Below are 25,854 nucleotides of genomic sequence, written 5' to 3'. Positions count from 1 at the left end.
ATAGTCGCTGGCAATCTGCCCTAATACCCCTCAAGAACAAGGAAGCATCGTGAAAAAACTCTTCAGCGCCTCGCTGCTCGCCGCAGGCCTTGCGCTCGGCAACCTCGCCCAGGCTGCCCCGACCCTGCTTAACGTTTCCTACGACGTGATGCGTGACTTCTACAAGGACTACAACCCGGCCTTCCAGAAGCACTGGGAAGCCGAGCACAGCGAAAAGGTCAACGTGCAGATGTCCTTCGGTGGTTCGAGCAAGCAGGCGCGTGCAGTGATCGATGGCTTGCCGGCCGATGTCATCACCATGAACATGGCCACCGACATCAACGCCCTGGCCGACAACGGCAAGCTGGTGCCGGACAATTGGGTGAGCCGCCTGCCGAACAACAGCGCGCCGTTCACCTCGGCCACCGTGTTCATCGTACGCAAGGGCAACCCCAAGGCGCTCAAAGACTGGCCTGACTTGCTGAAGGAAGGCGTGCAGGTGATCGTGCCCAACCCGAAAACCTCGGGTAACGGCCGCTACACCTACCTCTCGGCATGGGGCTACGTGCTCAAGCAAGGCGGCGACGAAACCAAGGCCCGTGATTTCGTCGGCAAGCTGTTCAAGCAGGCTCCGGTGCTCGATACCGGTGGCCGTGCCGCCACCACTACCTTCATGACCAACCAGATCGGCGACGTGCTGGTGACCTTCGAGAACGAGGCCGAGATGATCGCCCGCGAGTTCGGCCGCGACCAGTTCGAAGTGGTCTACCCGAGCGTATCGGCCGAGGCCGAGCCACCGGTGAGCGTGGTCGACAAGGTGGTGGCCAAGAAAGGCACCCAGGCCGTGGCCGAGGAATACCTGAAGTACCTGTGGTCGCCAGCAGCCCAGGAAATCGCCGCGCAGAACTACCTGCGCCCGCGTGATGCGAGCGTGCTGGCCAAGTACACCGACCGCTTCCCGAAAGTCGACTTCCTGTCGGTGGAGAAGACCTTTGGTGACTGGCGTACCGTACAGAAGACCCACTTCAACGACGGTGGCGTGTTCGACCAGATCTACACCCAACAGTAATTGATGTGGCCAGCACCGGCCCTTCGCGGCTAAAGCCGCTCCTACAGGGACTCGCGCTCTACTGTAGGAGCGGCTTCAACCGCGAAGGGCCGGCACTGAAAACACACGGCTTCGAACTTTCCCACCCCGATCACAATCAGTTCCTTGAGTAACCCTGCCCCGCTCACCCCGGCCCAAGGAGTACTCCAGTGCTGCGCTTTCTCTCCCCCCTACTGCTTGGCTGCCTGCTGAGCACCCCTCTGCTCGCCGCAGACCCCGCCACCGCCGACGAACAACCCGCCGAACCGGAACCGGTACTGCAAGGCGGTCTGCTGGGTGCCCTGGCCGATGGCTTGGACAGCGCCGCACAGGAGCTCGACCTCGATGCCCACCTGGTCGACGCCTGGCGCCTGCGCACCGACCGTGCCGCCCAAGAGGTGGAACGCCTGGTCGACCGCCATTCGGCCAGCGATTCGCTGCAGCTGGCCGGCAACTTCATCCTGCTGACACTGGCCTGGGCCGGCAACTTCATCCTGCTGACACTGGCCTGGGCCGCCAGCTTCGCCCTGCTCACCAGCCTCGGGCGCTGGCTGGTCAAACGCCTGGCCGGTACCCCATGGCTGAGCGCACGCCAACGCGCCAGCAGCCTGCTTGGCTACCTGCTGCCCTACACACTACCGGCGCTCGCCAGCCTGCCGCTGACCCTGTATGTCAGCCGCTTCCTCGACCCGTCGATCGCCCGCGCCCTGGGCCTTAGCCTGGCCTACGCGACCAGCAGTGGCTTGTTCTCGACTTCGATCATCCTCTGCCTGATCACCCTGTTCGATGCTGGCCACAAGCGCGCGGCGGTAGCGGCGATCAAGCGCCTGGCGCCGCGCCCGTTGTTTCTGATCGGTTTCCTCGCTGCCTGGAGCGATGCCCTGACCAGCCCGCAGATCGCCCGCCAGCTGGGCGGCAACATCACCGCCAGTATTGCCGTGATCACCGGCCTGACCGCCACCATCGTCTTCGCCAGCCTGGTCATCCGCCTGCGCCGCCCGGTCGCCCACCTGATCCGCAACCGCAACTACAAGGACCGCGTACAGCACCGTGCCGTGCAGGAGACCCTGCGCATCTTCTCGGCAGTGTGGTACCTGCCGATTCTGCTGATGATTCTGGTCTCGGCGATCCACCTGCTCGGCGCTGGCGCAGAAAGCCAGAAGGCACTGCAGAACGCCCTGCTGACCACGGTACTGCTGGTTTCCACCGTATTCCTCAGTACCCTGCTGCAACACCTGCTGGCCCCGCACGAAGCGGACCCGGCGCAGCGCGTGCGGCCCTACAAGGAGCGGCTGCGCAGCCTCGCTCACGCCCTGCTGCGCATCGTCATGGCGGTCACCTTCATCGAACTGCTGGGGCGCATCTGGGGCTTCTCGGTGATCGATTTCGCCCTGAGCAACAGCCTCGGCCAGGTGATCAGCAATTCACTGTCGAGCATCGGCCTGATCCTGCTGGTCACCTGGCTGCTCTGGGTGGTGCTCGATACCGCCATCCAGGAGGCACTCAAGCCCGCAGTCGGGCGCCGCGCCTCCCGCCAGCCAAGTACTCGGGTGCGGACCATCCTGCCGATGCTGCGCAATGCGGTGAAAGTCATCCTGATCGTCATCTGCACCATCACCACCATGGCCAACCTGGGCATCAATGTTGCGCCGCTGCTGGCCGGTGCCGGGGTGATCGGCCTGGCCATCGGCTTTGGCTCGCAGCAACTGGTACAGGATGTGATCACCGGGCTGTTCATCCTGATCGAGGACACCATCTCGATCGGCGACTGGGTGGTGCTCGACTCCGGCCATGCCGGCACCGTCGAAAGCCTGACCATCCGTACCCTGCGCCTGCGTGACGGCAAAGGCTTCGTGCACTCGGTGCCGTTCGGCCAGATCAAGGCAGTCACCAACCAGTCACGGCAGTTCGCCTATGCGTTCTTCTCGGTGCAGTTCACCTACGACAGCGATGTCGACGAGTCGCTGGGGCTAATCCATGAAGTGGGGCATTCGATCAGCGAAGACCCGCTGCTGCGCATCAACCTGCAGGGGCCGCTGCAGGTGTTCGGGGTGGATCGCATGGACTTGAACGGTTTTGTGCTGACGGCGCAGTTCCGCACGATCTCCGGCGGGCAGTATGCGGTGAGCCGGGCGTTCAACGAGCGGCTGAAGAAGCGCGTGGACCAGACCGAGAATGTGAGCTTTGCCCAGGTTTATCCCATGCCGCTGCGCGGGATTTCAGCCTGATGTCGCCTGTGCCGGCCTCTTCGCGGCTAAAGCCGCTCCCACAGGTACGGTGCAAGGTTTCAGAACTGCGCGGTCCCTGTGGGAGCGGCTCCCACAGGTACGGTGCAAGGTTTCAGAGCTGCGCGGTCCCTGTGGGAGCGGCTTTAGCCGCGAAAGGGGCGGTACAGGCAGCATCACAGCTGGCGGAACACCAGGGCTTTAAGCCCACCCGCCGGGTCGACATCGGGAAACTCCGGCGGATTCTCCAGCCGCTCGACAAAGGCCAGCGAAGGCGCCTGCTCGGCCATGCCCTCGATCAGAAACTCCGGCCCGATCCCCGGGTCGTTGACGCAGGCCAGCACCGCCCCGCCCTCATTCAGCAGCTCCGGCAAACGACGCAGGATCTTGGCGTAATCCTGAGTCAGCACGAAGCTGCCGCGCTGGAAAGTCGGCGGGTCGATGATGATCAGGTCGTAAGGCCCGTACTTGCGCACCTTGCCCCATGACTTGAACAGCTCATGCCCCAGGTAGGCGACCCGCGACGGATCGTGCCCGTTCAGACGATGATTATCGCGGCCCCTGGACAGCGCCGACTTGGCCATGTCCAGGTTGACCACCTGCTCGGCACCGCCAGCAAGCGCCGCCACCGAGAAGCCGCAGGTATAGGCGAACAGGTTGAGCACGCGCTTGCCCGCTGCCTGCTCCCGCACCCAGCGCCGGCCGTAACGCATGTCGAGGAACAGGCCATTGTTCTGCCGCACGCCCAGGTCGAGCAGATAGGCCAGGCCATCCTCGACCACCTCGCGCTGCTGGCAGGGCTCGCCCCACAGCCACTGGCCCGGGCTGTCGGGCAGGTAACGGTGCTGGATGAGGATCGCCTGGCCGGCCCATTGCGGGCGTTCGGCCAGGTTGCGCAGCATGGCCTCCAGTTCGGCCAACTGGCCCTGGGGCGGTTCGCGGAACAGGGCTACCGACAGCACACCTTGCAGCCAGTCCACCGTGACCTGCTCCAGGCCCTCCCAGCAACGGCCGCGGCCGTGGAACAGGCGACGGGTTTCGGCGGGGGCAGGGTCAAGGGCAGCGAGCAGGTGCTGTTCGAGGGTGTGGATCGGCGAAGTCATGGCGGGTCGCAAGCAAGTGAAAAGGCCGCCATTCTACCCCTTGGCCGGCACTTGTGCAGAACGGAACCACCAGCCCTGCTGCATGCCCGCTGCCGCCAGCAGAATCAACGCCACCCCCAACCACTGCAACGGCGCCAGACGGTGCCCGAAGGCCAGCCAGTCGACCAGGATGGCAGCAATCGGGTAGATGAACGACAGCGCACCGGTCAATGCCGTGGGCAGGCGCTGGATGGCGCTGTACAGCAGCACATACATCAACCCGGTGTGGACCACGCCCAAGGTCACCAGGCTGGCCAGAGCCGACGGCTCACCAGGCAAGCCACCAAGGTTCACCCACGGCGCCAGCAGCAGCACCCCGGTAGCGACCTGGATCAGTGCGATCAGGTGGGGCGGCGTGCCTTTCAGGCGTTTGATGATCAAGGCGGCAATCGCATAGAGAAACGCCGCGCCCAATGCCAGGGCAATGCCCTGCAAGTAGTCATCACCACTGGCCTGCCCAGCGCCATGGGCACTGACGATCGCCAGCATGCCGAGGAACGCCACGCTCAGCCAGGTGACCTTGGCTGCGGTAATTTTCTCGCCGAGGAACAAGGCTGCCAGCCCCACCAGCATGAACGGCTGGACGTTGTAAACCGCCGTGCCGATAGCGATCGACGCCCTTGAATAGGAAGCGAACAGCAGCAGCCAGTTGCCAACGATGGCCACCCCGCTGGCGATGGCCAGCAAGAACGCCGTCCGGGTTATCACACCCGGCTTGAGAAAGCCGAACGCCGCGCAGATCACCAGCAAGGTGCCGGTACCGAACACGCAGCGCCAGAACACCACCTCCAGCACCGGCTGCCCCGACACCAGCACGAACCAGCCGATGGTCCCGGAAATCAACATGGCGGCGACCATTTCCAGCGAGCCACGGCGCAACGAACTGTCCATCTCACACCTCCCTTGGATGATGGCCATAGTATGCGGAGGGTCACCGTGCGCCTTCCAGCGGATATCCAAGGCATATCGGCCGTTTCACCTTTACTATCAAGGCATGTTCCCTGAATTGCCTGATGAGGTGCGTATGACCGATACCATCGACCAACTGCTGATCAACGCCTTGATGGAGGACTCGCGCCGTTCGCTCAAGGCGCTGGCGCAGATCAGCGGCCTCTCTGCCCCCAGCGTCAGCGAGCGCCTGCGCCGCCTGGAAGAACGCGGCGTGCTGCGCGGCTACACCGTGGATATCGACCCGCGCAGCTTCGGCTACCAGTTGCAGGCCATCGTACGCATTCGCCCGCTGCCGGGGCAGTTGCAGGAAGTGGAGCGGCAGATCATCGCCATCCCCGAGTTCACCGAGTGCGACAAGGTGACCGGCGAGGACTGCTTCATTGCGCGCCTGCACGTGCGCTCGATGGAGCAGCTCGACACCCTGCTCGACCGGATCAATGTGCTGGCTGAGACCAATACCGCGATCATCAAGAAGAGCCCGGTGAAGCGGCGGTTGCCGCCTATGGATTGAGTTTCGCCTGTACTGGCCTGTTCGCGGGCACCCCGACTTACCCGCGAAGAGGTCATGCCTGAAAAAGCTGACTATTTTTTGTACACAAAAATGTCACCATAAGTGCCATTTTTGTGTGCACTTTCCCGGGTGACGCCCCAATACGTTACACATCCAGTTCAACTAATTCTGACCAATCGATCAACTAAAACGCTAACTAAAAAATTAAACCTGTTCATTTGGTCAACTTATATTCTGTTCATTTCATAAACTTAATTATCAACTGCGTTAAATTCAAAATAATGGCCACCTGAAACTCGTTTTTCTTTGGCATGGAACTCGCTTTTGTGTGTTCGTGTTTTGTATACAAATTCAACAAAACATAAATACACAAGAACTCGCGACGCCGGCCCAACACCGGCCGCCGCGCCCCGAACCCAGTGATGCCAAGCTGCACCGACGAGATGGCGAGCCCGTGCGCATGCCCGCTCATCGCAGTCCACGTGCATCAGGAGCCTGCCGGAATGAGTACCAGCCTCGACCTTGCCCCTGAACTATCCGTCGCCAGCACCAATCCCTCTTCCACCCTCACAGGCGAAATGCCGCCTCTCGCACTGAGCCCACGCCTGCACAACCGGGACCTCGCGCCCACCCGTATCGAAGGCCGCCGCTGGGGCCGCTACAGCATCTTTGCGCTGTGGACCAACGATGTGCACAACATTGCCAACTACTCCTTCGCCATGGGCTTGTTCGCCCTTGGCCTGGGTGGCTGGCAGATCCTGCTGTCGCTGGCGATCGGCGCAGCACTGGTGTACTTCTTCATGAACCTGTCCGGCTACATGGGGCAGAAGACCGGCGTGCCATTCCCGGTGATCAGCCGCATCGCCTTCGGCATCCACGGGGCGCAGGTCCCGGCGCTGATCCGCGCGGTCATCGCCATCGCCTGGTTCGGGATCCAGACCTACCTGGCCTCGGTGGTACTGCGCGTGCTGCTCACCGCCGTATGGCCGCAAGTCGCCGCCTACGACCACGACAGCCTCCTCGGCCTGTCGAGCCTGGGCTGGGTATGCTTCGTGGCGATCTGGCTGGTGCAGCTGGTGATCCTCGCCTATGGCATGGAGATGGTGCGCCGCTACGAGGCCTTTGCCGGCCCGGTCATCCTGCTGACCGTGGCCAGCCTGGCGGTGTTCATGTACTTCAAGGCCGATGCGCGTATCGCCTGGTCGGTCGCCGAGCCCCTGACCGGCTATGAGATGTGGCGCAACATCTTCGCCGGCGGCGCTCTGTGGCTGGCGATCTACGGCACCTTGGTGCTCAACTTCTGCGACTTTGCCCGTTCCTCGCCGTGCCGCAAGACCATTCGCGTCGGCAACTTCTGGGGCCTGCCGGTGAACATCCTGGTATTCGCCATGATCACCGTGGTGCTGTGCGGGGCGCAGTTCCAGATCAACGGCCAGATCATCGACAGCCCGACCCAGATCGTCGCCAGCATTCCCAGCACGGCGTACCTGGTGCTGGGCTGCCTGGCCTTCCTGATCGTCACCGTGGCGGTGAACATCATGGCCAACTTCGTTGCCCCGGCGTTCGTGCTGAGCAACCTGGCGCCACGCCACCTCAACTTCCGCCGCGCCGGGCTGATCAGCGCGACCCTGGCGGTGCTGATCCTGCCCTGGAACCTCTACAACAGCCCGCTGGTGATCGTGTACTTCCTGTCCGGCCTGGGCGCCCTGCTCGGCCCGCTGTACGGGGTGATCATGGCCGACTACTGGTTGCTGCGCAAAGGCCGCATCAACGTGCCGGAGCTGTACACCGAGCACCCGACTGGCGCCTACCACTACTGCAAGGGCATCAACCTGCGCGCCGTGGCCGCCTTCGTGCCCGCGGCACTGCTGGCCATCATCCTGGCGCTGGTGCCGAACTTCCACGGTATCGCACCGTTTTCCTGGCTGATCGGCGCCGGCATCGCTGCCGCGGTGTACCTGCTGATCGCCCCGCGCAACCGCCAATACCACGATGTCAGCGGCGAGTGCATCGCCGTCGACCACAGCAGCCATTGATCAAGGAAGACTGCCCATGCGTATTTTGATTGCCAACGTCAACACCACCGTAGCCATCACCGAAGCCATCGCCGAACAGGCGCGCAGCGTCGCGGCACCCGGCACTGAAATCATCGGCCTGACCCCCTGGTTCGGCGCCGAGTCGGTAGAGGGCAACTTCGAGAGCTACCTGGCCGCCATCGCCGTGATGGACCGGGTGCTGGCCTACGACGGCCCTTATGATGCGGTGATTCAGGCGGGCTACGGCGAACATGGCCGCGAAGGCCTGCAGGAATTGCTCGACGTACCGGTGGTGGACATCACCGACGCCGCCGCCAGCACCGCCATGTACCTGGGCCACGCCTATTCGGTGGTGACCACCCTGGACCGCACGGTACCGTTGATCGAAGATCGCCTGAAGCTGTCCGGGTTGTACGACCGTTGCGCCTCGGTGCGTGCCAGTGGCCTGGCCGTGCTCGAACTGGAGCAAGACCCGCTACGGGCCGTCGAGGCCATCGTCGAGCAGGCCGAGCGGGCCGTGCGTGACGACAAGGCCGAAGTGATCTGCCTGGGCTGTGGCGGCATGGCCGGGCTGGATGAGCAGATCCGCCAGCGTACCGGGGTGCCGGTGGTCGATGGTGTGAGCGCGGCGGTAACCCTTGCCGAGTCGCTGGTGCGGATGGGGCTCAGCACTTCCAAGGTGCGCACCTATGCCACACCGCGGGTGAAGACGGTAGTGGGCTGGCCGATGAAGTTCGGGCGCTAGTACTGCATCAACCGTACCGGCCTCTTCGCGGCGGTTCGACGCCTCGATAAACCCGCTCCCACAAATACTCACCGTGCTTGAAGGCGATGCACACCTGTGGGAGCGGGTTTACCCGCGAAAGGGCCGGCACAATCAACACAACATCCGCGCCAGCCGCTCGCCGCTGGCACAGGCCAAGGTAAACCCTAGGGCCCCATGCCCAAGGTTAAGCCACAGGTTGCGGTAAGCTGAGGCCCCCACAATCGGCACACCGGTCGGCGTCGCAGGCCGCATTCCTGCCCACTCAACCGCCCCTGCGTAATCGGCAGCCTGCGGCAAGGTCTCCAGTGCCTGGCGACGCAGGCTGTCGAGCCTGCGCGCATCCACCGCTTCGTCGTAGCCAACGATATCCACCATCGCCGCTATTCGCAGCTGCTGATCAAGCCGCGCGTAGACGATCTTGCGCTCGTAGTCGGTAATGCTGACCTCCGGCGCTCGATGTTCCGCCGCGATCGCAGCTGTCAGGCTGTAACCCTTGAGCGGGTAGACCGGCAGCCGCAGCCCTGGCAGCGCCAGCCCGGCACTTCGATGGCCGGTGCACAGCACCAGGCGCTCGACCTCCCTTTGCTCAAGCCCCAGTTGCAATGCCACGACCCGATCCTCACGGGCGATCAGGCGCGTGACCGGGCGGCCCAGCAGGAATCGGCATTGCCCAGATGCCCGCAAGCGCTCTGCCAGGCGCTCGCAGAAACGATGGCAATCGGCGACTTCCTCTTCCGGGGTCAGCACTGCGCCGATAAAGGGCACATCCGCCAATGCCGGTTCCAGCGCCCTGACTTCGCTGGCACCGAGCACCTGCTGATTGTTTGGATCGAGCAAATGTTCGCGGCAATGGGCGAACGCCCGATCACTGCGAAATGCCACCAGCTTGCCGTTCTGACGCCAGGCAAAATCGCTCAGGCCGTCGTCTTCACGCCAGCGTTTCAGGGTGGCCTGGCTGTGCAAGGCCAACTCCAGCAGCTGTGCGGCGTTACGGTGATTGACACTACGGCGGCAAGCCATCACAAATGCCAGCAACCAGCGCCATTGGGCCGGGTCCAGGCGCAAGCGCAGGCGCAGCGGCGAGTCACCTCGCAATAGCCAGCCAAGCGCCTGCCATGGCACACCGGCATCGGCCAACGGCGCTACATAGCGATAAGAAAGCTGCCCACCGTTAGCGAAACTGGTCGCCGAGGCCAGCTGGTCTCGCGCCTCGACCAGCACCACCGACAGGCCTTCGCGCACCAGCGCATAGGCCGTCGCCAGGCCGATCACACCACCACCGATTACCGTTACCCGTTGCGTCATTGTTCTTCCCTGGCCTGACTTCCCTGCCAAGACAGTATCAGCGGATCAGGTCGGGCAGCTATGGGCACCGCCATTCAGACCCTGGCGGACGTTCCGGCTGAGCAGGCTGGCCTTGCCGTCGTGCCAGGTCAGGGTGAGGACGTAGAGGCTATCGAAATCGTCGCCGTTCCAGTCTTCGGTAATCACCCGCTTGTCGCCCAACGCCTTGCCGGCCACGGCATTGATCAGTTCGGGCAGGTAGCCGTGGCCCCAGGCGGTATAGACCGTGGCATTGCGGTACTTCTCGCTGACCAGTTCATCGGCGAGCTCGTCGGTGTCGTTGGCAGCGAATTCGATGTTGACCGGCAAACCCAGGCGAATGGCGCTGGGCGTGATGGTCATCAGCGGGCGGATGTAGCTGTAACTCTGGTCCTGGCTGCCTTCCTCGACATGCCGCGAGGGATTGGCCGCGAATACATAATCCGCCTTGCCGAAACGCTCCGGCAGCAAGGTAGCCAGGTCCAGCGCGCGGTTGAGCCCCTGGCAGTTCAGTTGCCCCAGGCCTTCACCGGGCTTTTCAGCATGGCGCAGAAACACCAGCGTCTGGGTACCGTCAACCGGTTGAGCGCGGCTTTCGACCACTTCCAGTGCCAGCGGCACAGCCGCGGCGACGAGGGCCAGGCTGAGCATCAGGTGGCGGCGACGTCGGAAGAAAGATGGCAACTTCATGTAGGCAGGCTCTTGTGGCAAAAAGTATCTGGATACCCGCCACATTGCCCCGCGGCCTGTGCCGCAGGGCATCCGTGTTAGTGATTGCCATCCTTGGCAACGAGCAGGACTCAGAGTGCCCTTGGCCCGTTTGGTTCCTCCCTGAGTGTGGATGCCGTTCCCTAGGCAAGGATCAGGTTAGAGCAGGTGTGTTGCAGAGATATTTAAGGCTGTGAGGTGTTCGGCTTGAGTTTTGAGGCGCTCTTGAGATTGAGCGCCGCCCGCGCGGCGCATCGCGGATGAATCCGCTCCTACATCCGTTTCGGGCCAGTCTATCCTGCGCCAGATGAGCTGCCCGCCTTGCGCCAAGGCGGACAAAGGTGACTTCACAGGAAAAACTGGCCCGAAATGGATGTAGGAGCGGATTCATCCGCGATGCGCCGCGCGGGCGGCGCTCGATCTCACAAGCGCTGCAAATCCCAAATCAAGCGCATGCTGGCGCACGCGCAATCAATCATCCCGCGTCAGCACTTCCAGCAGTTCGATCTCGAAGGTGAGGTCCGAGTTCGGCGCAATCGCCCCCACGCTGCGCTCGCCGTACCCCAGGTGCGCTGGCACCTGCAGCTTGCGCTTGCCCCCCACACGCATGCCCATCAACCCCTGGTCCCAGCCTTTGATCACACGGCCAGTGCCGATCACGCACTGGAAGGGTTTGCCGCGCGACCACGACGAATCGAACTCGCTGCCGTCGGCCAGCCAGCCGGTGTACTGGGTGGTGATCAGGGCGCCTTTGACGGCCGCTTTGCCGTCGCCTTCGACGAGGTCGGTGATCTGCAGTTCGCTGCTCATGGGCATGCTCCAACGCTGAAATACAAGGGCGCCCTTTTCTCAGGAATGCACGGGTTTGGCAAGCTCCCGTGGCGTGCCGTGCTGGCGCATCGACCACAGCACCCCGCCGATCACCAGAACGATCGCCGCCGCTTCCAGCAGACTCGGCCCGGCTTGCCGCCAAAGAAAGGCATACAACAGCGCGAACAGGGTCTCGAATACGATCAGTTGCCCGCTCAAGGTCAACGGCAGTCGCTTGGACGCCGCGTTCCACAGCGCCGTGGCCAACCAGGAACCCAGCACCGCACACCCCAGGCAAGCGGCCCAGAACAGCCACCAACGGGCCATCGGCGCCTCGACCTGCAGCTGCTGCGGCTGCCATAGGGCCAGGGCGGCAACCATCACCAGGCTGCTCAGGCCTGTCAGCACGCCGATCAGCACCGACCACTGGTGGCTGTCGAAATGCCCACTCTGCTTGAGGTAACGGCTGTTCTGCACCGCGTACCAGGTCCAACAGGCCAGCGCGGCCAGGGCGTATAACAGCCCCATCAGCTTGTCGCCGATATCACCCGGGGCGAAGGCGAACGTCTCCAGGTTGATGCACAACATTCCGGCAAGGATCAGCGCCAGCGGGCCCACCAGCCGCCGGATCGGCACTGCGCCGCTGTCGTTACGGCCATACAGGGTAATGGTCAGCGGCAGCACCCCGACGATCAGCGAGGCAGGTGCCACGCCCAGGCGCTGGATCGCCGCCACCAGGCAGATGAAGTAAACCAGGTTGCCAACCACTGCCAGGCGCAGCAACATCCAGCCGTCCGCCAGGGTCAACTGGCGCAGCTGCCGGGCCATCGGCGCGGCCAGCAGCAACGAGATCAGGCCGACCATCGCATAGCGTACGCTGCTCAGCAGCATCGGGTTGAACTCCGGCAGCAGCTCCGGAACCATCAGTACCATGCCCCACAATGCACCGGCCCCACCGGCACACATCACACCGCGCTTCACACTGCCCGCTCCTGTTCGTGGATGCGCGCAGGCTACCGCTGTGTGGGGCTGGCGGCAAAGTATCTTTTCGCTTGCGGTCTATCCCGCGGGGTCTAGGTCAGCCGAACTGCTCGAACGCTTGCTCCCCAGTCAGCTCCTTGGTCTGGTTGGCGAAGCAATACCAGGCAGGTTTCTGCTCGACGAAGATCTGCAGGTCGAAATCCCAGGCCTCGTCACCGTCCAGCAGGCCCACAGGAACCGCATAGTGGTCTTTATCCTTGAGCCGGTAATAAAGGTGCGTGCCGCAACGGCTGCAAAAACCACGCTGGGCCCAATCGGACGAGTCGTAGACAGCGGGCGCCCGCCCCTCGAAGACCGGCGCTTTGCTGCAATCCACGACCAGCAGTGGGCCGCCGGTCCATTTGCGGCACATGCTGCAATGGCAGGCGCTGATGTGGGTATTGTCGACGCTGGCGCGCAGGCGGGTCTCACCGCACAGGCAACTGCCGCTTTTTTCCAGGGTCATGGTGGGGCTCCTTGCAGGTTGGGCCAGCAAGTATAGATCGGGCTCCACAGCACAGAGCCCGCCCCCCACCCGTTCGATCAGATGAATACGCTGCCGCGCAGGTACAGCGCCGCACGCCCGCTGATGATCACCCGGCCATTGCCAGAAACGTCACAATGCAACTGCCCTTTGCGCGCCCCGCCCTGTTCGCAGCTCAGCGACGATTTGCCCAACCGCTCGGCCCACAACGGCGCCAGCGAGGTATGCGCAGAGCCGGTGACCGGGTCTTCATTGACGCCGACCCGCGGCCCGAACCAACGGGTGACAAAGTCGAAGCCACGGCCGGCGGCAGTGACCGCGATGCCACGCACGTCGAATGCCGACAAGGCGACGAAGTCGGGTTTGAGCGGGTCGAGCAACGCGGCGTCATCGACCACCACCACATAGTCGTCGGAGCGGTACACCGCCATGGCTGCGTTCAGGCCCAGCGCCTCCAGCAACCCGGCCGGCGCATCCACTGCTTGCGGTTGCTTGGCCGGGAAGTCCATGGCCAGCAGGCCGTCGGTACCCCGGCTGACCCGCAGTTCGCCACTGCGGGTGTTGAAGCGCAGCACTTCGGCTTGCTCACCGAGTTGTTCGAACAATACGTAGGCCGAAGCCAGGGTGGCGTGGCCGCACAGGTCGACCTCGACGGTCGGGGTGAACCAGCGCAGGTCGAAGCTTGCACCGTTGCGCACGAAGTAGGCCGTTTCGGAGAGGTTGTTCTCTTCGGCGATACGTTGCAGCACATTGTCCGGCAGCCAGCTTTGCAGCGGGATCACCGCCGCCGGGTTGCCACCAAAAGGCTCGTCGGAGAAGGCATCGACCTGGAAGATCTCGAGTTGCATCAAACGCTCCTTGTGCTCCGGGCAAGCCCGGGTTTGGAAAAGGTTACGCGTGGACTGGCGTGAGCACCGGCTCGCCAGCAAAGAAGGCCTGCAGGTTGCGCAGCACGAGGCTCACGGTGTCGCGTGCGGCCTCGGGCGACTGGCCGGCCACGTGGGGGGTGAGGACCGTGTTGCCGAGGGCCTTGAGGGCGTCTGGCACTGCGGGCTCATCATCGAACACATCGAGGGCGGCACCCGCGAGCTGGCCATGTTCCAGGGCACTTACCAGCGCCTGGGTGTCGACCACACTGGCCCGGGCGATATTCACCAGGTAACCCTCCGCGCCCAAGGCCTCGAGCACCTGGGCATCGACCAGATGGCGGGTACTGGTACCACCGGGGGTGGCAACGACCAGGATATCGACGGCATCGGCCAGGTGCAGCGGACTTTCGTACCAGGTGTAGGGCACGTCCTGGCGAGGGGTGCGGCTGTGATAGCTGATGTTCATGTCAAAGCCCTGGCTGGCGCGCTTGGCGATGGCCAGGCCAACCGCGCCGAGGCCCAGCAGACCCAGGCGCTTGCCGCTGACCGAAGGGCTGATGACTCGGTTCCACTCGCCACGGCGGGTGCTGGCGTCGGCACGGGGAATGTCGCGCAGCAGCGCCAGCAGCAGGGCCAAGGTGTGGTCGGCAACCGTCGCGGCGTTTGCGCCAGCGCCATTGGTGACAGTGATGCCACGGGCTGCCGCGGCAGCCAGGTCGACCTGCTCGTAGCCGGCACCAATCACACAGATGATCTGCAGCTTGGGCAAGGCGGCGATTTCCGCAGCGGTCAGGCCCAGCGGGCCGCGGGTGAGCACCGCGTCGATCTCACCTGCATGGCGGTGGATGGCGTCGGCACGCAGTTGCGGGGACGGCGCGCAGATCAGCCGGTAACCTGCCTGCTCGAGCAATGGCAGGTAATCGTCGACGGTTTCCACCAGTACCAGGACTGTTTTGCTCATACCACCCCTCCATGAAAATCAGCAGGGATTATGCGGGGTAACTGGCCGATACAGTCAACTCGAAAAACAGCAGGAAGCTGTACTGTATGGGTGGAATGGGCTTCAGGGCGCGTTAGGGCTTACAGGTGTACGCCGGGAAAGTTGCAGTGCCTGGGAGATCGAGCGCCGCCCGCGCGGCGCATCGCGGATGAATCCGCTCCTACATTTGTTGCAACGTGGCCACGCCTGTAAGGCCATGGTTGTCAGCCGGTTTGCACGGCTCAAGTCATGCGCCAAGGCAGGCAACCATGGCGTAACAGGTTCGGCACGTTGCAACAAATGTAGGAGCGGATTCATCCGCGATGCGCCGCGCGGGCGGCGCTCGACCTCACAGGCGCTAAAAACCTCAAGACAGGCGCTACACCGTCAGTTGGTTTCCAGCTCGTAGGCCTTGCTCACGAAAAGCGCCGCGAACAGGCTCTTGCCTTCCTTGAAGGTGTACGTTTCCTCGAACTTGCCATCCTCGACCAGCTTCTGCCCGATGGCACACTCCGAATCGCTGTGGTTCTTGCCCTTGGCACCAAAGTCACTGCTCCAGGTGGACAGCCCGACCTCGTCACAGAACGCCGCGAACTTCGCCTTCGGTGCGCCTTCCTGGAAGGCGCTGTACGCTTGCTTGAGCGGCTTGAAACCGCTGTAGCTCACGCTGTAGTTCTCGACCTTGGCCTTGCGCGCAAAGCCGCTCACTGCTTCGGCCAGCACCGCCTGGCCGGTGAACGAGCTGTAGGCGCCGACGATCAGGCCGCTCAGGGCATTCTTGAGCTGAAGCTCGACATCGTCGAGCGCTGGCAGCGACTGGAAGTCGGCCTTGCGCACGATCTGGCCGACCTTCGAGCCGTCATTGCGGTGCGTCACGACGAACTCCATCGAACCCTCACCATCGCCGGAGCGCTGAAGGGTGAAGTCCAGATCGACCGTGGTGCCGTATTCACCGGTGCTGCTGACCAAAAACGCGCCCGTCACCGGCTGGCGTACTGCCAGGTTGGCGCCCCAGGCGAAGTCCGACTGGGTGGCACGGCCATTGGCGGTCAGCTCGGCACGCGGCTGGATCTCGTCGTTGACGTCCGAAACCAGCACCAGCTCGGCACCTTTGCGCGACACATAGGGGTTGGCCATCTGCATGCCGAGCAGCTGGATGTGGATCTTGCCGTCCTTGCTGTCGCCCTCATGGGCCAGTTTCAGCGCATCGGCCTTCAGGTACACACCTGCGGTGTAGCGGCTGGCGGTGGCATTGAGCTGGTACTTGGCCCAGCCGGCCAGGCCCTCTTCCGGCGAACCGCCACGGGCCGATTCGAACAGGCCCTGCAGGCCACGCATGAATTGCTCGGCACCGTTGGTCTGCGCCGCCGCCATGCGGATCTCGGGGTCGGCCACGGTCAGGTTGCCGGAGAACGCCGAGTAGGAAATATCGCCTTCGGACAGCACGTCCTCCAGGAAGTAGCGTTCCTTGAAGTCCTCGTAATAGGCCATCGCGGCCTTCTTGCCCGAGCTTGAAAGCAGCGCGTAACCGCCGCCCAGCGCCAGCACTGCCGCCGCGACACCGCCAATCAGCAGCTGCTTCTTGTTCATCTGTTTAGTCATGGTGTTTGCCTCACTGGACCTGGGCGGAAGCATTCTTCCAGTCGTTCACGTACCGTTGGGAGACCTCTGGGGTCCAGCTGAAGTCGATGCCTGCGCCTGGGAACTCCCTGGCCAGCACGGCGCCGAAAGACACCTGATCGGCACACTTGTCCTGCTTGCAGGCCTGTGGCTCACCGATGCCGTAGGCACGGTAGGTCGGGATGGCCCGGCCATCTTCCAGCGGGTAGTACGGCGTGGCGTTGGCCACACGGGCGACATACCAGCCTTCGCCGTATTCTTCTTCGGCGACCAGGCGGCCCTTGCTCGGGAAGTCGATGCTGTAGAAGTCACCTTGCTTGCCGGTTACATGCACCATCATCGGCGCGACACTGGCCGACGACCCTGGGTCTTGCAGGGCCAGTGGCGAGCCGATGCGCACGGTGATACCGGCCATCTGTGCCAGGGCTTCGGTTTCGCGGCCCTTGAACTCGCCCATGCCAGCCTGCAGCTGCTCATAACGTGCCAGCACACGGGTGTGCACGCGTGCCAGTTCGGCTTGGCGCTGGCGCGCTTCGCGCAGGCGCTCCTGTTCACGCTGGGCCGTCCAGTTGGTGCCTTCGCGCACATCGAAGTACAGGCCGTTGCGGTTGAGGCCAATGCGGTTGCGGACGATCTTCTGCGCGTTGTCATTCCAGCCATTGGCCGCGATCGCCTGCAGGTTTTTCGCGATGAGCAAGGTGGCCACGTCGGTGGTGCTCGGCGAAGTCGTTTTGATCAGCTCGAACACTTCGACCGCCGCCTCTCGGTACTTGGCAGCATCCAGGGCGAACGACTCGTCGGGGGTTACCGCGACGTAGTAAGGGTCGTTGCTGAACGGCCGCAGTGCACCCCAGTTCGAACGCTGGAAGGTCAGATACACCTTCATCTGCCGAGCAGGGATCTCGCCGACCAGGAAGGCCGCCTGGTCCGCTTCCGGGGACAGGTAGGCCACCGCTTTGTTCTTCACCGCGGCTTCGAGGTTCTTGTTGAAAATCAGGGTGCTCGGGTGAACGTAGACCCGGTTCCAGTTATCGCCACGGTAGGTGGCGGGCACTTTCCAGGACAGTTTCTCGAAGCTGCCCTCACCGAAGCCCGATGCCGGGCACGGCATGGCCGGGGTGGCGCCGAATGCCAGGTTGTCACCGTCGTTGATGGTCGAGGTGCTGAGTACCCACTTGCAACCAGAGGCGTCGGTGATCTGCATCAACTTCGGGTTTTGCAGTACCAGAGAACGGCCGAAATCCGCGCTGGGGGCAGCAGCTATGGCCGAAGCGGGGGCAGGCGCTGGAGCAGCTGCTGGCGCATCGGCTACAGGTGCCGGAGCAGCCGGTGCGTCTGCTTTGGCAGGCTCGGCAACAGGGGCTGGCGCTGCGACCACGGGTGCTGGAGCCGCCGGTACTTCTGCCTTTGCAGGCTCGGCAGCAGGGGCTGGTGCTGCGGCCGCCGGCGCTGGAGCGGCCGCTGCTTCTGCCTTGGCAGGCTCGGCTGCAGGGGCTGGCGCTACGGCCACCGGCGCTGGAGCGGCCGCTGCTTCTGCCTTGGCAGGCTCAGCTGCAGGGGCCGCAGCAGTAACAGGTGTCGGTGCTGGCGCAGATGCTGCCGCGGCAGGTACTGCGGCAGGCGTGGCCGCGAGCGTTACCAGGCCCAGGTTGGATGCTGTGCCCGAGCCGCTGGCGAAAAGCTTGCCAGTGCCGTCAACAGCCTTCCAGGAGACCTTCGCCGTCGCGCAGTCCTTGGCGAACACGAACGGCAGCTTGGTCAGCAAACCCGAGAGCAGCGCCTGGTCGTCCCATGCCGGGCGGGTGATGGTCATTTCGACGTCAGGCTTGCACCAGTTGCTGGCGTCCCCTGGCACTTCGACCTTGATGTTGTCTTTCTTCGAGAAGGCCAGCTCGTGGGCGAACGCCTGCGGTACCAGACCACAAGCGCCGATCACAGCCAGCGTGAGCGCGTGCTTTTTCATGGAGTTCCTCAGATCAGTTCCCAGGTGCCGTTGGCTTGTTTGCAGAAGGTGTTCTGCTCCTGCTCGGTCTGCCCGCCTTGCGACTGCAGACTGACGGTGACCGGGCGGCAGGCGGCCTCGGCGGCCACGGTCTGGGTTGGCAGCGACTGGATCGAATCGAGGTCGAAGCCTTGGGTTTCCTTGCTGGCAGCAACGTCCAGGTCGTCCAGGTTGACGGCCGGGCTCACGCGCTTGGCCACGGCCTGGGCCTTCGGTTCGACGTAGTTCTTGTGCACATAGCCGACGGTCACGCCCTTGCGCCCGACCAGGACCCAGTCGCCGGTGGAGCCGACGGCGGTGAACTCGGTGTGGTTCTTCAGGCTGCCAACCTTCTCGCCGCTCGGGTTGGGCGCGGCACGCACGTTGAGGTTGTCGCTGATGGTGACGTAAGGCTCGTTGATCAGCTTCATCGATGGCACCGCCTGGATCTTCGGTGCACGCTTGACCTGGACCTGTTGGGTCTTGGTGTATTCCTTGCCCGGGGTGATCTGCGCGGTGGCGCCAGAGTGGTCGGACTTCCAGGTCACCGGCTGGGCGCTGGCGGTGGCCGGCTGGCTCAGTACTTCCTGAGTGCGCAGCGCCAGCGCTTGCTGGTCCTTCTCATCGAGGTGATGGCCGATGCGGTTGCCGACATAGGCGCCAATACCACCGGCAATCAGGGCGGCGGCGATCTTGCCGTTGCCACTGCCCAAGGTCGAGCCGATGGCCACACCGGCCAGGCCACCGATCACGGTGCCCGCTTGCTCTTTGCTGATCCCGAGCTGTGCGCAGGCCGTGGTAGAGGCGATGGCGACCGCCAAGAGGGAAGCGACGAATTTCTTACGCAAGTGGAGCACTCCATTTCCAGTGAGTGAACAGGCGCACGCGCGCGACGGCCAGAGGCAGGCCGGACGAGATGTGGCTGTGAGGAATCTGCAAGGGGATGGCGATACTGGCGCGCTTCAGCGGCTGGGGGCTGAACGACGATCGGCCCGACAAGCAGCGGGCATTGAGTAAAACCAGTACGGCGAGAAGCATCCAACCAATCCATGTCAGAACAAGGTGATCGACCAGGACGCGTAGTCATTACACGGGGGGAGCCTGGGCGCTAGTAGCGATTTGCCGGCGCATTCTAGCGCAATACGAGACAAAATGTTGCGGGGAAAAGGCTCTCATACGGGCCTGAAATACACCTCGACACGCTCATTGAGCAGGTATTGATGCAATTGCGGTTGCAGGCTCATTTACCGACCGAGCCACGACCGCTGTGCCGAGGCCAGAACAGGCAACGGAAATAGCAGAGAGGAAACAATGACTACAAACCAGGCGAAAACCAGACTCTAACCCACCCAATTCTGGCGCTGCATCCCCAACCCTGGGTTACCCATTTTTTTTCTTACTAGATCTGAATAAAATTTTTACAATTAGTAACAGTTTTTCCGGCAGCCATGCGCCAACTCAGGCATGGCACAACACGTGCTTTGACCGTTATGGCTCAAGGAACGACCTCTTGCGAACATGTCCGGAACCGGCCAGAACATTGCCGCTCGAGTGCGTCGGAAGTCCCGTACTCCGGTACTTCAGTCGAGCTGTTTATTCGATATCCGTATCGCTCCGTAGTTGTTGCACAAGCCGTGCAACACGAGCCCTAACGTCGGTAGATCGAATGCTTGCAAAGAGGCTGGCAGCATTTCGGAGACCATTATGCGCACATCTGCAGGCGTCATAACTTCAGCCGCAGCTCACACCCAAGCGCGGCTCAGCACGCTTTTCGCTCGCCCGGCCCTGCTTGCCGGTGCAGTCGTCGCCGCGCTGGCACTGAGTATTGCCGGGCCTGGCGATGCCTGGGCCAAGGGCGGGACCGACAAGCCGGTCAAGGGCACGCCGTCCCCCTTCACAACGCCAACGCTACCCGACCCGGTCTTTGTCGACCCCTTGGCCATTCACGGCTTCGACATCACCGGTTTCATTCAGGACATGACCGTCGACAGCAGCAATGGCAACTGCCCCAATACAAGTAACCCAAACCGTTTGGGCGGTACGGTGGTGGTCAACGGCACAACCATCAACGTGCCCTGTAACTCGATCATCCAGATGCCCGCCAATACCCTCACCTGGGCTGAGTTCGTCCACGGCGGCCCCTTGGGTCTCAAACAACTACCGGCAACTTACCCTTCTTTCGAAGTGCATGTTGTCGGCAACACGGTCGCGGGCAAACAGATTGCCGGCTTGATCTTCATCTCCCAGCAATCGGCCCACGTCGGCAGTGGCTACATCAGCAGGATCGACCAGACCACTGGCAATATCGAAGTGACCAGTACCAACTCGCCGCAACCGACGATCCTGCAGATCAACGACCCCAACGGGCGTTTCGGGCGGGCCCAGAGCCCTGACCCGCGCTTCTCGGTGGATGACGCCAACCCGACCATTCACTCGGCGACGGGTTACCCGATGTGCGTGCCGCGTACTGGTGATGACCCTCTTTGCCCGCAGAAAAACCGGCCTAAAGTAGTCACCCCGACCACCACCAACAACTGCCGCAACTTTGCCCAGGCCGGCGTGGCGCTGCCGGCTGCCGGTGAATTGACACCACCAAAGGCAGGCCAGCTCTATTGCAGCCAGTTCGTCATGAAGCGCTTCAGTGACCCGACCCGGACTGCAACCGACCCGGACCCGACGCAACAGGTACCGTTCGAAGTCGGCGACTTCATCACCTACTCCGGCACGCTGTTCAAATCCACCACTGCCGGCGTTCCGGACTTCATTTCAGCCCATACCATCGAGGCCAACCTCGGCATCTACACCCAGCCGGGCAGTCAGCCCAGCTATCTGGCCATTGGCGAGTTCGGCGTCGGCACTGCAGACCCGGCCTTGGTCGCGGTAAACGGCGCGGCCCAGGAAACCCAGGACCGCATCTTCCTTGAAGCCGAAACTACCGACGTGAAGACCCCAGTGGACATCTATCTGATCGATGTCGACCCTGCCACCGGCGTACAGCGCAACCGCTGGATCACACCGTTCGAAATGACCGGTGAGTGTGACCCCGCGGGCGTGTTGGCAGCTACCTGCGCCGGCGCTTCAGGCGGGATCACCACGCAAAACGTGGGTGCTCAGCCGCAACGTGCACGCTTGCGTGCGTCCAAGTCTCCGACCGGCCTGCTGAGCCAGCCAAGCCGTACCTTGCGGGTAATGGCTCGCTCACTCTGCGTGCCCGCCAACACCCTTGCGCAAACCGGGGTCGACAACTGCCTGCAGAACGCCAGCCGCCTGACCGTGGCCAACGGGCTGGTTGCCGGGCAGTACGTGGCACCGGTGTTCGAGTTCATATTCCCGGAGAACGTCAAGCCAGGGGACGAGATAGTGCCCAATGACTTCTGGCACCTGCCGTTCCTGCGCAATGGCGAAGGCAGCACCACCCTCAGCGGTGTCGGCGCGCTGGAACCAACGCCCTGGTGAGTTGAAGCAAGCTGTACAACCCAGGAACGAAAAGCCCCGCAGGCGTCGATCTGCGGGGCTTTTCGCTGGCTCGTAAAGGCGTAACCCGATCGTTATCATTGCCCGGCCCCGAACAACAAGGATGTGCGCACGCCATGACCGAACGCGAACAACTCCATCGAGATGGCTATGCCTTGCTCCGTCAGGCAATACCGCAGCAGTGGCTGGAGCATCTGCGCGCAGTGTTCGAAACCGGCGTGGTGCCCTCGCAGCAATGGCCGGTGCCGCGTGGCCCGGACTGGCGCCATTCGCAACTGGATGAAGACCCGCAAGTTCAGGCGGCATGCCGCCTGCCTCAGCTGCTGGCGACCGTCGGGGAGTTGCTCGGTGAGCGGTTCTTTCTTTCCCAGGTGGAAGGCCGCGACCCCGTCGCCAGCGGCGGCCACCAGGCGTTGCACCGTGACCGGTCGGGGCGGCGGCCAGGTGATACGGTGAGCGTGCTGGTCTATCTGGACGATTTCGGCCCCGGCAACGGTGCAACACGCATCGTGCCGGGCAGCCACAGGCCTCAACCAGGCGAGCAACCGTTCGACTTCAACGACGAATCGCTCTCGCAACAACTTGCCGGACATGCCGGCGACATCCTGGTGTTCGATGCCGAGCTGGTGCATGCGGCTAGCCGAAACCTCACCGGCAGGCACCGTCGCACACTGATGGTCAGTTACCGTGCCGAGTCGCTTTACACCTCCCACCTTGAAACACGGGCGCTGCGCAACGTCAGGATGGACACCCTTGACCGCTTCGAGCCCTCGGGCAAGGCGCTCGGCCAACCACCTGCGGGCTGAGCGCCAACCCGCCACGCTCACCTGAATCAGCGATTCCAGCTAGCTTCGCTGTTCTGCAGTGCCGTTGCGATGGTCTGCAGCCTGTCATCCGGCAGGTTGTCCGGCAACGGATCCGCCCCCGAGCTGACATACAACTGCGCATAGGCTTTGCGCAGTTCGGCGTAGGACAGGTCGCGCTTGAGCTGGGTCTGCAGGTTGTTCAGCTCGCCCTGGATCAGCTCGAGCTCACCGATGTTCTGCGTCTGGTAGCGATTGCGCAGCTGCTCGGCGATCTGCCCGTCCAGGCTCGCCAGCTCCTCGCTGGTATGGAACTGCCGCACGGCCTCGTTGAAGTTGGCGTTGGCCACGTACAGCTGCGCCAGCACCGCCATGGACATCGCCTGGCGACGGGCTGCTGCCACGTCCTCGCCGGCTTCGGCGACCTTGATGGCCGCAGGCGCCGAGAGCACGTTGAACAGGTTCCAGGTGACCTTCACACCGTAGTCGGCCCAACTCTGGTTGGTCAGGAACGAGTTGCTGTCGTAGTGCCCGCCAGCGGAGAACTCCAGGCCCGGTAACAGGCGCAGCATGGCCTTGCGGGTTTCCGCAGCGCTGATGCGCGCCTGGTAGTCCTGCTCGCGCAGCTCCGGGCGGCTGGCCAGGGCTTGCTGTTCGAGCTTGGCGAAGTCGGCCTTGAACTCGGGTACCTGGTAGCCTTCTTCCGGCGCCAGGGTGAAGTCGGTGTTCAGCGGCAGGTTGATCAGCGCGGCCAGCTCAGTCTTGGCCAGGGACAGCGCACGGCGCTGCTCTTCCAGCTGTCGGGTGGCTTCGATCAGGGCACGCTGGTAGCTCAGGCTCTGCACCGGATCGCCGACACGCTGCGCCGCCATGCGCTGGCTATTGTCGCGGGCCTGGTCGATGCGGCCCATCAGGCTGTCGATCTGGCTCAGCAAGCGCTGGGCGGCCACGGCTCGCCAGTAGGCAGAACGCACATCCTGAGTGATGGTGTGGATCACCTTGCGCCGCCGCTCATCGAGTATCAACCGCTGGTCGGCTTGTTGCTTGGCACTGACGTAGCTGACACCAAAGTCCAGCACGTTCCACACCATGGTCAGGTCGGCCACGTCGCGATCACGATCCTGGGAGGTCGAGGGTTCGAGGGACTGAGTGCCTGTCTGGACGCTCTGGCTGCTGGATGCACTGACATTGTTACGACCGGCGTAGCCGGCGGCCAGCGCCATGCGCGGCAGCATGTCGAAGCGGGCCAGGTCGACCTGGCGCTGAGACAGCGCCTCCTCCATCACCTTCAGGCGAGCTTCGAGGTTGTACTTGACTGCACGTGCCATGGCCTGGTGCAGGGTCAATGGGCCGCTGACCTGCTCCTGGTCCTTGAACATGGTCGCCAGGTCGGCACGGGCGCGCGCCTCGCTGACACTGCGGTCGATCGGCTCACTGGTGACGGCACAGCCGCTGATGGCCAGTACCAGCAGGCTGGCAGCAAAGAGTTTGTGGCTATTATTCATCCTTGGGCCGCCCCCTGGTACGGCCGGGTTATCAAGTTGCATGCTGTCTTTCATGCCCGCTGCCCGATTTCTGTCGGTTGAGCCAAGGCCTTGGCCAACTCGCGCACATGGCGCTGGTCGGTTTCATTGATCTGCTGCAGTTGCTGACCGAAGGTCGGTGCCCCAAACACGCCGCGCAACCCCTGGTTGAGATCGCTCTGCTTCCATTGGCTGCCGTTGAACACGTTCATCTCGCTGACGCCTGGTACTTCATGACTGAATACGCTGGCCAAGGCGCTGCTACCGAATACCCCGCCATCACCGCCGCCAAAACCCAAGAAGCCGCCCAAGCCACCACGGCCACTGTCACTGCTGCCGAACACCTGGGCGATGAAGCTCGGCGCACTGCTGCCGGCGCCGAGGAAGATGGTACCCAGTGGCTGCAAGTCGCCGCCGACGGTGCGCACATCGAACAAAGGCTGGGGCAGCAGCGGCGAGACACCGGCGTCTGCCACGAAAGCCGGTGCCTGCGGCGCCTGCAACGCGGCCTGAGGCGCACCCAGGGTCTGCGGTGGGTTGAGGCGGTACTCCAGATCACCGACGTCCTGGCTCTGGATGGCCTGCGCCTGGCCGAGCAGCGAGACGGCCAGGGCGTTGCCTGCGCTGTCCTGGATGCCGCTGTTCGGCGCGTTGAGGCTCAACGACAAGCTGCCCTGCCCGCGCAGGTCGCCAACCACGATGCGGTAGCTTCTGGCGTCAACCTGTTGCACCGACTGCACTACACCGCTGGCAGAGTTACTGCCAAGCACCGAGAAGTCGCCAGCATCAACGCCACTGACCGCTTCGTCGAACGTCAGGGTAAAGCTCAGGCTACGATCGTTCGGCGACACCGGGCCGTCGACCACGATGCTGCTCGGCTGCGGCGCCTTGGCATCGACCAGGATGCCGCGGGTATCGCCCGGGTTGTTCAAGGCGGTATTGGCGTCGTTGCCATGGGCGTCACGCAGGCTGCCACCATTGAGGTCGATGGACGAGGCCACGGCAAAGGTGCTGTTGCCGGCCATGCCACTGGTGACTTCGAGGCGGAACAGCAGCCTAGTACCGCCGGAGGTGGAGACATAGTCGGCGAAGACCACCCGGCCGTTGTCCAGGGTAATCGCCAGGCGCGGGTTGCCGTTGCCGCTGTCCACCAGCACCGCCTCGTCGGTGTTGACGATGAAGTCCAGGGTCTGGCCGGCAACGTAAGTGCCACTGGCCGGCACATCGACGCTGACGACGCTCGGGGCTATGCGGTCGATGCTGTAGCTGGCGCCCGTCAGGCCGCCAGCGATGGCGTTGCCGGCGGCGTCGAGGATGCCGGTGCCGCTGTTGGCCAGGTCCAGGCGCAGGCTGCCGAGGCCGCTCAGGCCGCCGACCAGGACGGTGTAGGTATGCCCATCGAGCGCAGTGACGCTGCTGATGCTACCGGCGGCGCTGCCTCCGAAGACCAGGTTGAAGTCACTGGCGTCCACACCGCTGACCTCTTCGCTGAAGGTCACGGTGAAACGGACCGAGTCGCCGCTGCTCGGGCTGGCATCGACGCGCACGATGCTGCTGGCACCT

The 25,854-nt window shown here is 63.4% G+C and carries 22 protein-coding genes; 7 read left to right on the top strand and 15 right to left on the bottom strand.

Annotation, left to right across the window (positions count from 1 at the left end; translation table 11 throughout):
* The first annotated feature begins 49 nt into the window (after positions 1 to 49).
* Positions 50 to 1,048, top strand: coding sequence for a sulfate ABC transporter substrate-binding protein (locus H040_RS05250; RefSeq protein ID WP_027921234.1), 999 nt, complete (start codon positions 50 to 52; stop codon positions 1,046 to 1,048).
* Positions 1,049 to 1,236: 188 nt separating this feature from the next.
* Complete coding sequence (locus H040_RS05245; RefSeq protein ID WP_027921233.1) at positions 1,237 to 3,294, top strand: mechanosensitive ion channel family protein; 2,058 nt, start codon at positions 1,237 to 1,239, stop codon at positions 3,292 to 3,294.
* A gap of 173 nt (positions 3,295 to 3,467) precedes the next feature.
* On the opposite strand, the gene H040_RS05235 is transcribed toward H040_RS05245, so the two are convergent.
* Both H040_RS05235 and H040_RS05230 read right to left on the bottom strand, forming a co-directional pair.
* Positions 3,468 to 4,394, bottom strand: coding sequence for a class I SAM-dependent methyltransferase (locus H040_RS05235; protein WP_027921232.1), 927 nt, complete (start codon positions 4,392 to 4,394; stop codon positions 3,468 to 3,470).
* Between the two features lie 33 nt (positions 4,395 to 4,427).
* The gene (locus tag H040_RS05230) at positions 4,428 to 5,324 is read right to left on the bottom strand and encodes a DMT family transporter (RefSeq protein ID WP_027921231.1); all 897 of its coding nucleotides are present in this window, start codon (positions 5,322 to 5,324) and stop codon (positions 4,428 to 4,430) included.
* A 133-nt stretch (positions 5,325 to 5,457) separates the two neighbouring features.
* Between H040_RS05230 and H040_RS05225 the strand changes: the two genes are divergently transcribed.
* The 3 genes from H040_RS05225 (at position 5,458) to H040_RS05210 (ending at position 8,676) form a co-directional block, all read left to right on the top strand.
* Positions 5,458 to 5,895: an Lrp/AsnC family transcriptional regulator gene (locus tag H040_RS05225; protein WP_027921230.1), complete on the top strand. Its 438-nt coding sequence runs from the start codon at positions 5,458 to 5,460 to the stop codon at positions 5,893 to 5,895.
* A gap of 503 nt (positions 5,896 to 6,398) precedes the next feature.
* Entirely contained in the window at positions 6,399 to 7,931 is a 1,533-nt protein-coding gene (locus H040_RS05215; protein WP_027921228.1) for an NCS1 family nucleobase:cation symporter-1, read from the top strand.
* Between the two features lie 16 nt (positions 7,932 to 7,947).
* Entirely contained in the window at positions 7,948 to 8,676 is a 729-nt protein-coding gene (locus H040_RS05210; RefSeq protein ID WP_027921227.1) for an aspartate/glutamate racemase family protein, read from the top strand.
* A gap of 132 nt (positions 8,677 to 8,808) precedes the next feature.
* On the opposite strand, the gene H040_RS05205 is transcribed toward H040_RS05210, so the two are convergent.
* From H040_RS05205 to H040_RS05150, 11 genes are all read right to left on the bottom strand, one after another.
* A complete protein-coding gene (locus tag H040_RS05205) occupies positions 8,809 to 10,002 on the bottom strand; it encodes a D-amino acid dehydrogenase (RefSeq protein WP_027921226.1) in 1,194 nt (397 codons plus the stop codon).
* Positions 10,003 to 10,047: 45 nt separating this feature from the next.
* Positions 10,048 to 10,710, bottom strand: coding sequence for a hypothetical protein (locus H040_RS05200; protein ID WP_027921225.1), 663 nt, complete (start codon positions 10,708 to 10,710; stop codon positions 10,048 to 10,050).
* Positions 10,711 to 11,199: 489 nt separating this feature from the next.
* The gene (locus H040_RS05190) at positions 11,200 to 11,538 is read right to left on the bottom strand and encodes an FKBP-type peptidyl-prolyl cis-trans isomerase (protein ID WP_027921224.1); all 339 of its coding nucleotides are present in this window, start codon (positions 11,536 to 11,538) and stop codon (positions 11,200 to 11,202) included.
* A 39-nt stretch (positions 11,539 to 11,577) separates the two neighbouring features.
* Complete coding sequence (locus tag H040_RS05185; RefSeq protein WP_027921223.1) at positions 11,578 to 12,519, bottom strand: DMT family transporter; 942 nt, start codon at positions 12,517 to 12,519, stop codon at positions 11,578 to 11,580.
* 97 nt (positions 12,520 to 12,616) lie between these two features.
* On the bottom strand, positions 12,617 to 13,024 hold the full coding sequence (locus H040_RS05180; protein WP_027921222.1) for a GFA family protein: 408 nt from the start codon (positions 13,022 to 13,024) through the stop codon (positions 12,617 to 12,619).
* Between the two features lie 77 nt (positions 13,025 to 13,101).
* Positions 13,102 to 13,890 carry a PhzF family phenazine biosynthesis protein gene (locus H040_RS05175; protein WP_027921221.1) on the bottom strand — a complete coding sequence of 263 codons (789 nt, stop codon included), beginning with the start codon at positions 13,888 to 13,890 and terminating at the stop codon, positions 13,102 to 13,104.
* Between the two features lie 43 nt (positions 13,891 to 13,933).
* On the bottom strand, positions 13,934 to 14,872 hold the full coding sequence (locus H040_RS05170) for an NAD(P)-dependent oxidoreductase (RefSeq protein WP_027921220.1): 939 nt from the start codon (positions 14,870 to 14,872) through the stop codon (positions 13,934 to 13,936).
* A gap of 405 nt (positions 14,873 to 15,277) precedes the next feature.
* On the bottom strand, positions 15,278 to 16,492 hold the full coding sequence (locus H040_RS05165) for a hypothetical protein (RefSeq protein ID WP_027918620.1): 1,215 nt from the start codon (positions 16,490 to 16,492) through the stop codon (positions 15,278 to 15,280).
* Between the two features lie 10 nt (positions 16,493 to 16,502).
* Positions 16,503 to 18,473, bottom strand: coding sequence for a hypothetical protein (locus H040_RS05160; RefSeq protein ID WP_027918619.1), 1,971 nt, complete (start codon positions 18,471 to 18,473; stop codon positions 16,503 to 16,505).
* A gap of 8 nt (positions 18,474 to 18,481) precedes the next feature.
* A complete protein-coding gene (locus H040_RS05155; RefSeq protein WP_027918618.1) occupies positions 18,482 to 19,339 on the bottom strand; it encodes an SH3 domain-containing protein in 858 nt (285 codons plus the stop codon).
* The gene (locus H040_RS05150; RefSeq protein ID WP_027918617.1) at positions 19,332 to 19,529 is read right to left on the bottom strand and encodes a hypothetical protein; all 198 of its coding nucleotides are present in this window, start codon (positions 19,527 to 19,529) and stop codon (positions 19,332 to 19,334) included. The genes H040_RS05155 and H040_RS05150 overlap by 8 nt, the downstream gene beginning before the upstream one ends.
* 666 nt (positions 19,530 to 20,195) lie before the next feature.
* On the opposite strand from H040_RS05150, the gene H040_RS05145 reads away from it, so the two are divergent.
* Complete coding sequence (locus H040_RS05145; RefSeq protein WP_050437206.1) at positions 20,196 to 21,947, top strand: hypothetical protein; 1,752 nt, start codon at positions 20,196 to 20,198, stop codon at positions 21,945 to 21,947.
* A gap of 134 nt (positions 21,948 to 22,081) precedes the next feature.
* Positions 22,082 to 22,771, top strand: coding sequence for a phytanoyl-CoA dioxygenase family protein (locus tag H040_RS05140; protein WP_027918615.1), 690 nt, complete (start codon positions 22,082 to 22,084; stop codon positions 22,769 to 22,771).
* Positions 22,772 to 22,797: 26 nt separating this feature from the next.
* Here H040_RS05140 and H040_RS05135 read toward each other — a convergent pair whose 3' ends face one another.
* Both H040_RS05135 and H040_RS05130 read right to left on the bottom strand, forming a co-directional pair.
* Positions 22,798 to 24,273 carry a TolC family protein gene (locus H040_RS05135; protein WP_027918614.1) on the bottom strand — a complete coding sequence of 492 codons (1,476 nt, stop codon included), beginning with the start codon at positions 24,271 to 24,273 and terminating at the stop codon, positions 22,798 to 22,800.
* A gap of 50 nt (positions 24,274 to 24,323) precedes the next feature.
* Positions 24,324 to 25,854 (bottom strand): Ig-like domain-containing protein (locus H040_RS05130; RefSeq protein ID WP_256595182.1); only part of this gene is annotated, 1,531 nt, incomplete at its 5' end.

Source organism: Pseudomonas sp. URMO17WK12:I7, assembly GCF_003269045.1.
GTDB classification, from domain to species: Bacteria; Pseudomonadota; Gammaproteobacteria; order Pseudomonadales; family Pseudomonadaceae; genus Aquipseudomonas; species Aquipseudomonas putida_J.
The sequence above is the reverse complement of the archived record's forward strand: the minus strand, read 5'-3'. Positions and strand labels throughout refer to the sequence as shown.

Excerpts from the sequence above, each read along its gene's own strand:
- H040_RS05235 (WP_027921232.1), bottom strand. The coding sequence starts at position 4,394 with ATGACTTCGCCGATCCACACCCTCGAACAGCACCTGCTCGCTGCCCTT.
- H040_RS05230 (WP_027921231.1), bottom strand. The coding sequence starts at position 5,324 with ATGGACAGTTCGTTGCGCCGTGGCTCGCTGGAAATGGTCGCCGCCATG.
- H040_RS05225 (WP_027921230.1), top strand. The coding sequence starts at position 5,458 with ATGACCGATACCATCGACCAACTGCTGATCAACGCCTTGATGGAGGAC.
- H040_RS05215 (WP_027921228.1), top strand. The coding sequence starts at position 6,399 with ATGAGTACCAGCCTCGACCTTGCCCCTGAACTATCCGTCGCCAGCACC.
- H040_RS05210 (WP_027921227.1), top strand. The coding sequence starts at position 7,948 with ATGCGTATTTTGATTGCCAACGTCAACACCACCGTAGCCATCACCGAA.
- H040_RS05205 (WP_027921226.1), bottom strand. The coding sequence starts at position 10,002 with ATGACGCAACGGGTAACGGTAATCGGTGGTGGTGTGATCGGCCTGGCG.
- H040_RS05200 (WP_027921225.1), bottom strand. The coding sequence starts at position 10,710 with ATGAAGTTGCCATCTTTCTTCCGACGTCGCCGCCACCTGATGCTCAGC.
- H040_RS05190 (WP_027921224.1), bottom strand. The coding sequence starts at position 11,538 with ATGAGCAGCGAACTGCAGATCACCGACCTCGTCGAAGGCGACGGCAAA.
- H040_RS05180 (WP_027921222.1), bottom strand. The coding sequence starts at position 13,024 with ATGACCCTGGAAAAAAGCGGCAGTTGCCTGTGCGGTGAGACCCGCCTG.
- H040_RS05175 (WP_027921221.1), bottom strand. The coding sequence starts at position 13,890 with ATGCAACTCGAGATCTTCCAGGTCGATGCCTTCTCCGACGAGCCTTTT.
- H040_RS05170 (WP_027921220.1), bottom strand. The coding sequence starts at position 14,872 with ATGAGCAAAACAGTCCTGGTACTGGTGGAAACCGTCGACGATTACCTG.
- H040_RS05165 (WP_027918620.1), bottom strand. The coding sequence starts at position 16,492 with ATGACTAAACAGATGAACAAGAAGCAGCTGCTGATTGGCGGTGTCGCG.
- H040_RS05160 (WP_027918619.1), bottom strand. The coding sequence starts at position 18,473 with ATGAAAAAGCACGCGCTCACGCTGGCTGTGATCGGCGCTTGTGGTCTG.
- H040_RS05150 (WP_027918617.1), bottom strand. The coding sequence starts at position 19,529 with ATGCTTCTCGCCGTACTGGTTTTACTCAATGCCCGCTGCTTGTCGGGC.
- H040_RS05145 (WP_050437206.1), top strand. The coding sequence starts at position 20,196 with ATGCGCACATCTGCAGGCGTCATAACTTCAGCCGCAGCTCACACCCAA.
- H040_RS05140 (WP_027918615.1), top strand. The coding sequence starts at position 22,082 with ATGACCGAACGCGAACAACTCCATCGAGATGGCTATGCCTTGCTCCGT.
- H040_RS05135 (WP_027918614.1), bottom strand. The coding sequence starts at position 24,273 with ATGAATAATAGCCACAAACTCTTTGCTGCCAGCCTGCTGGTACTGGCC.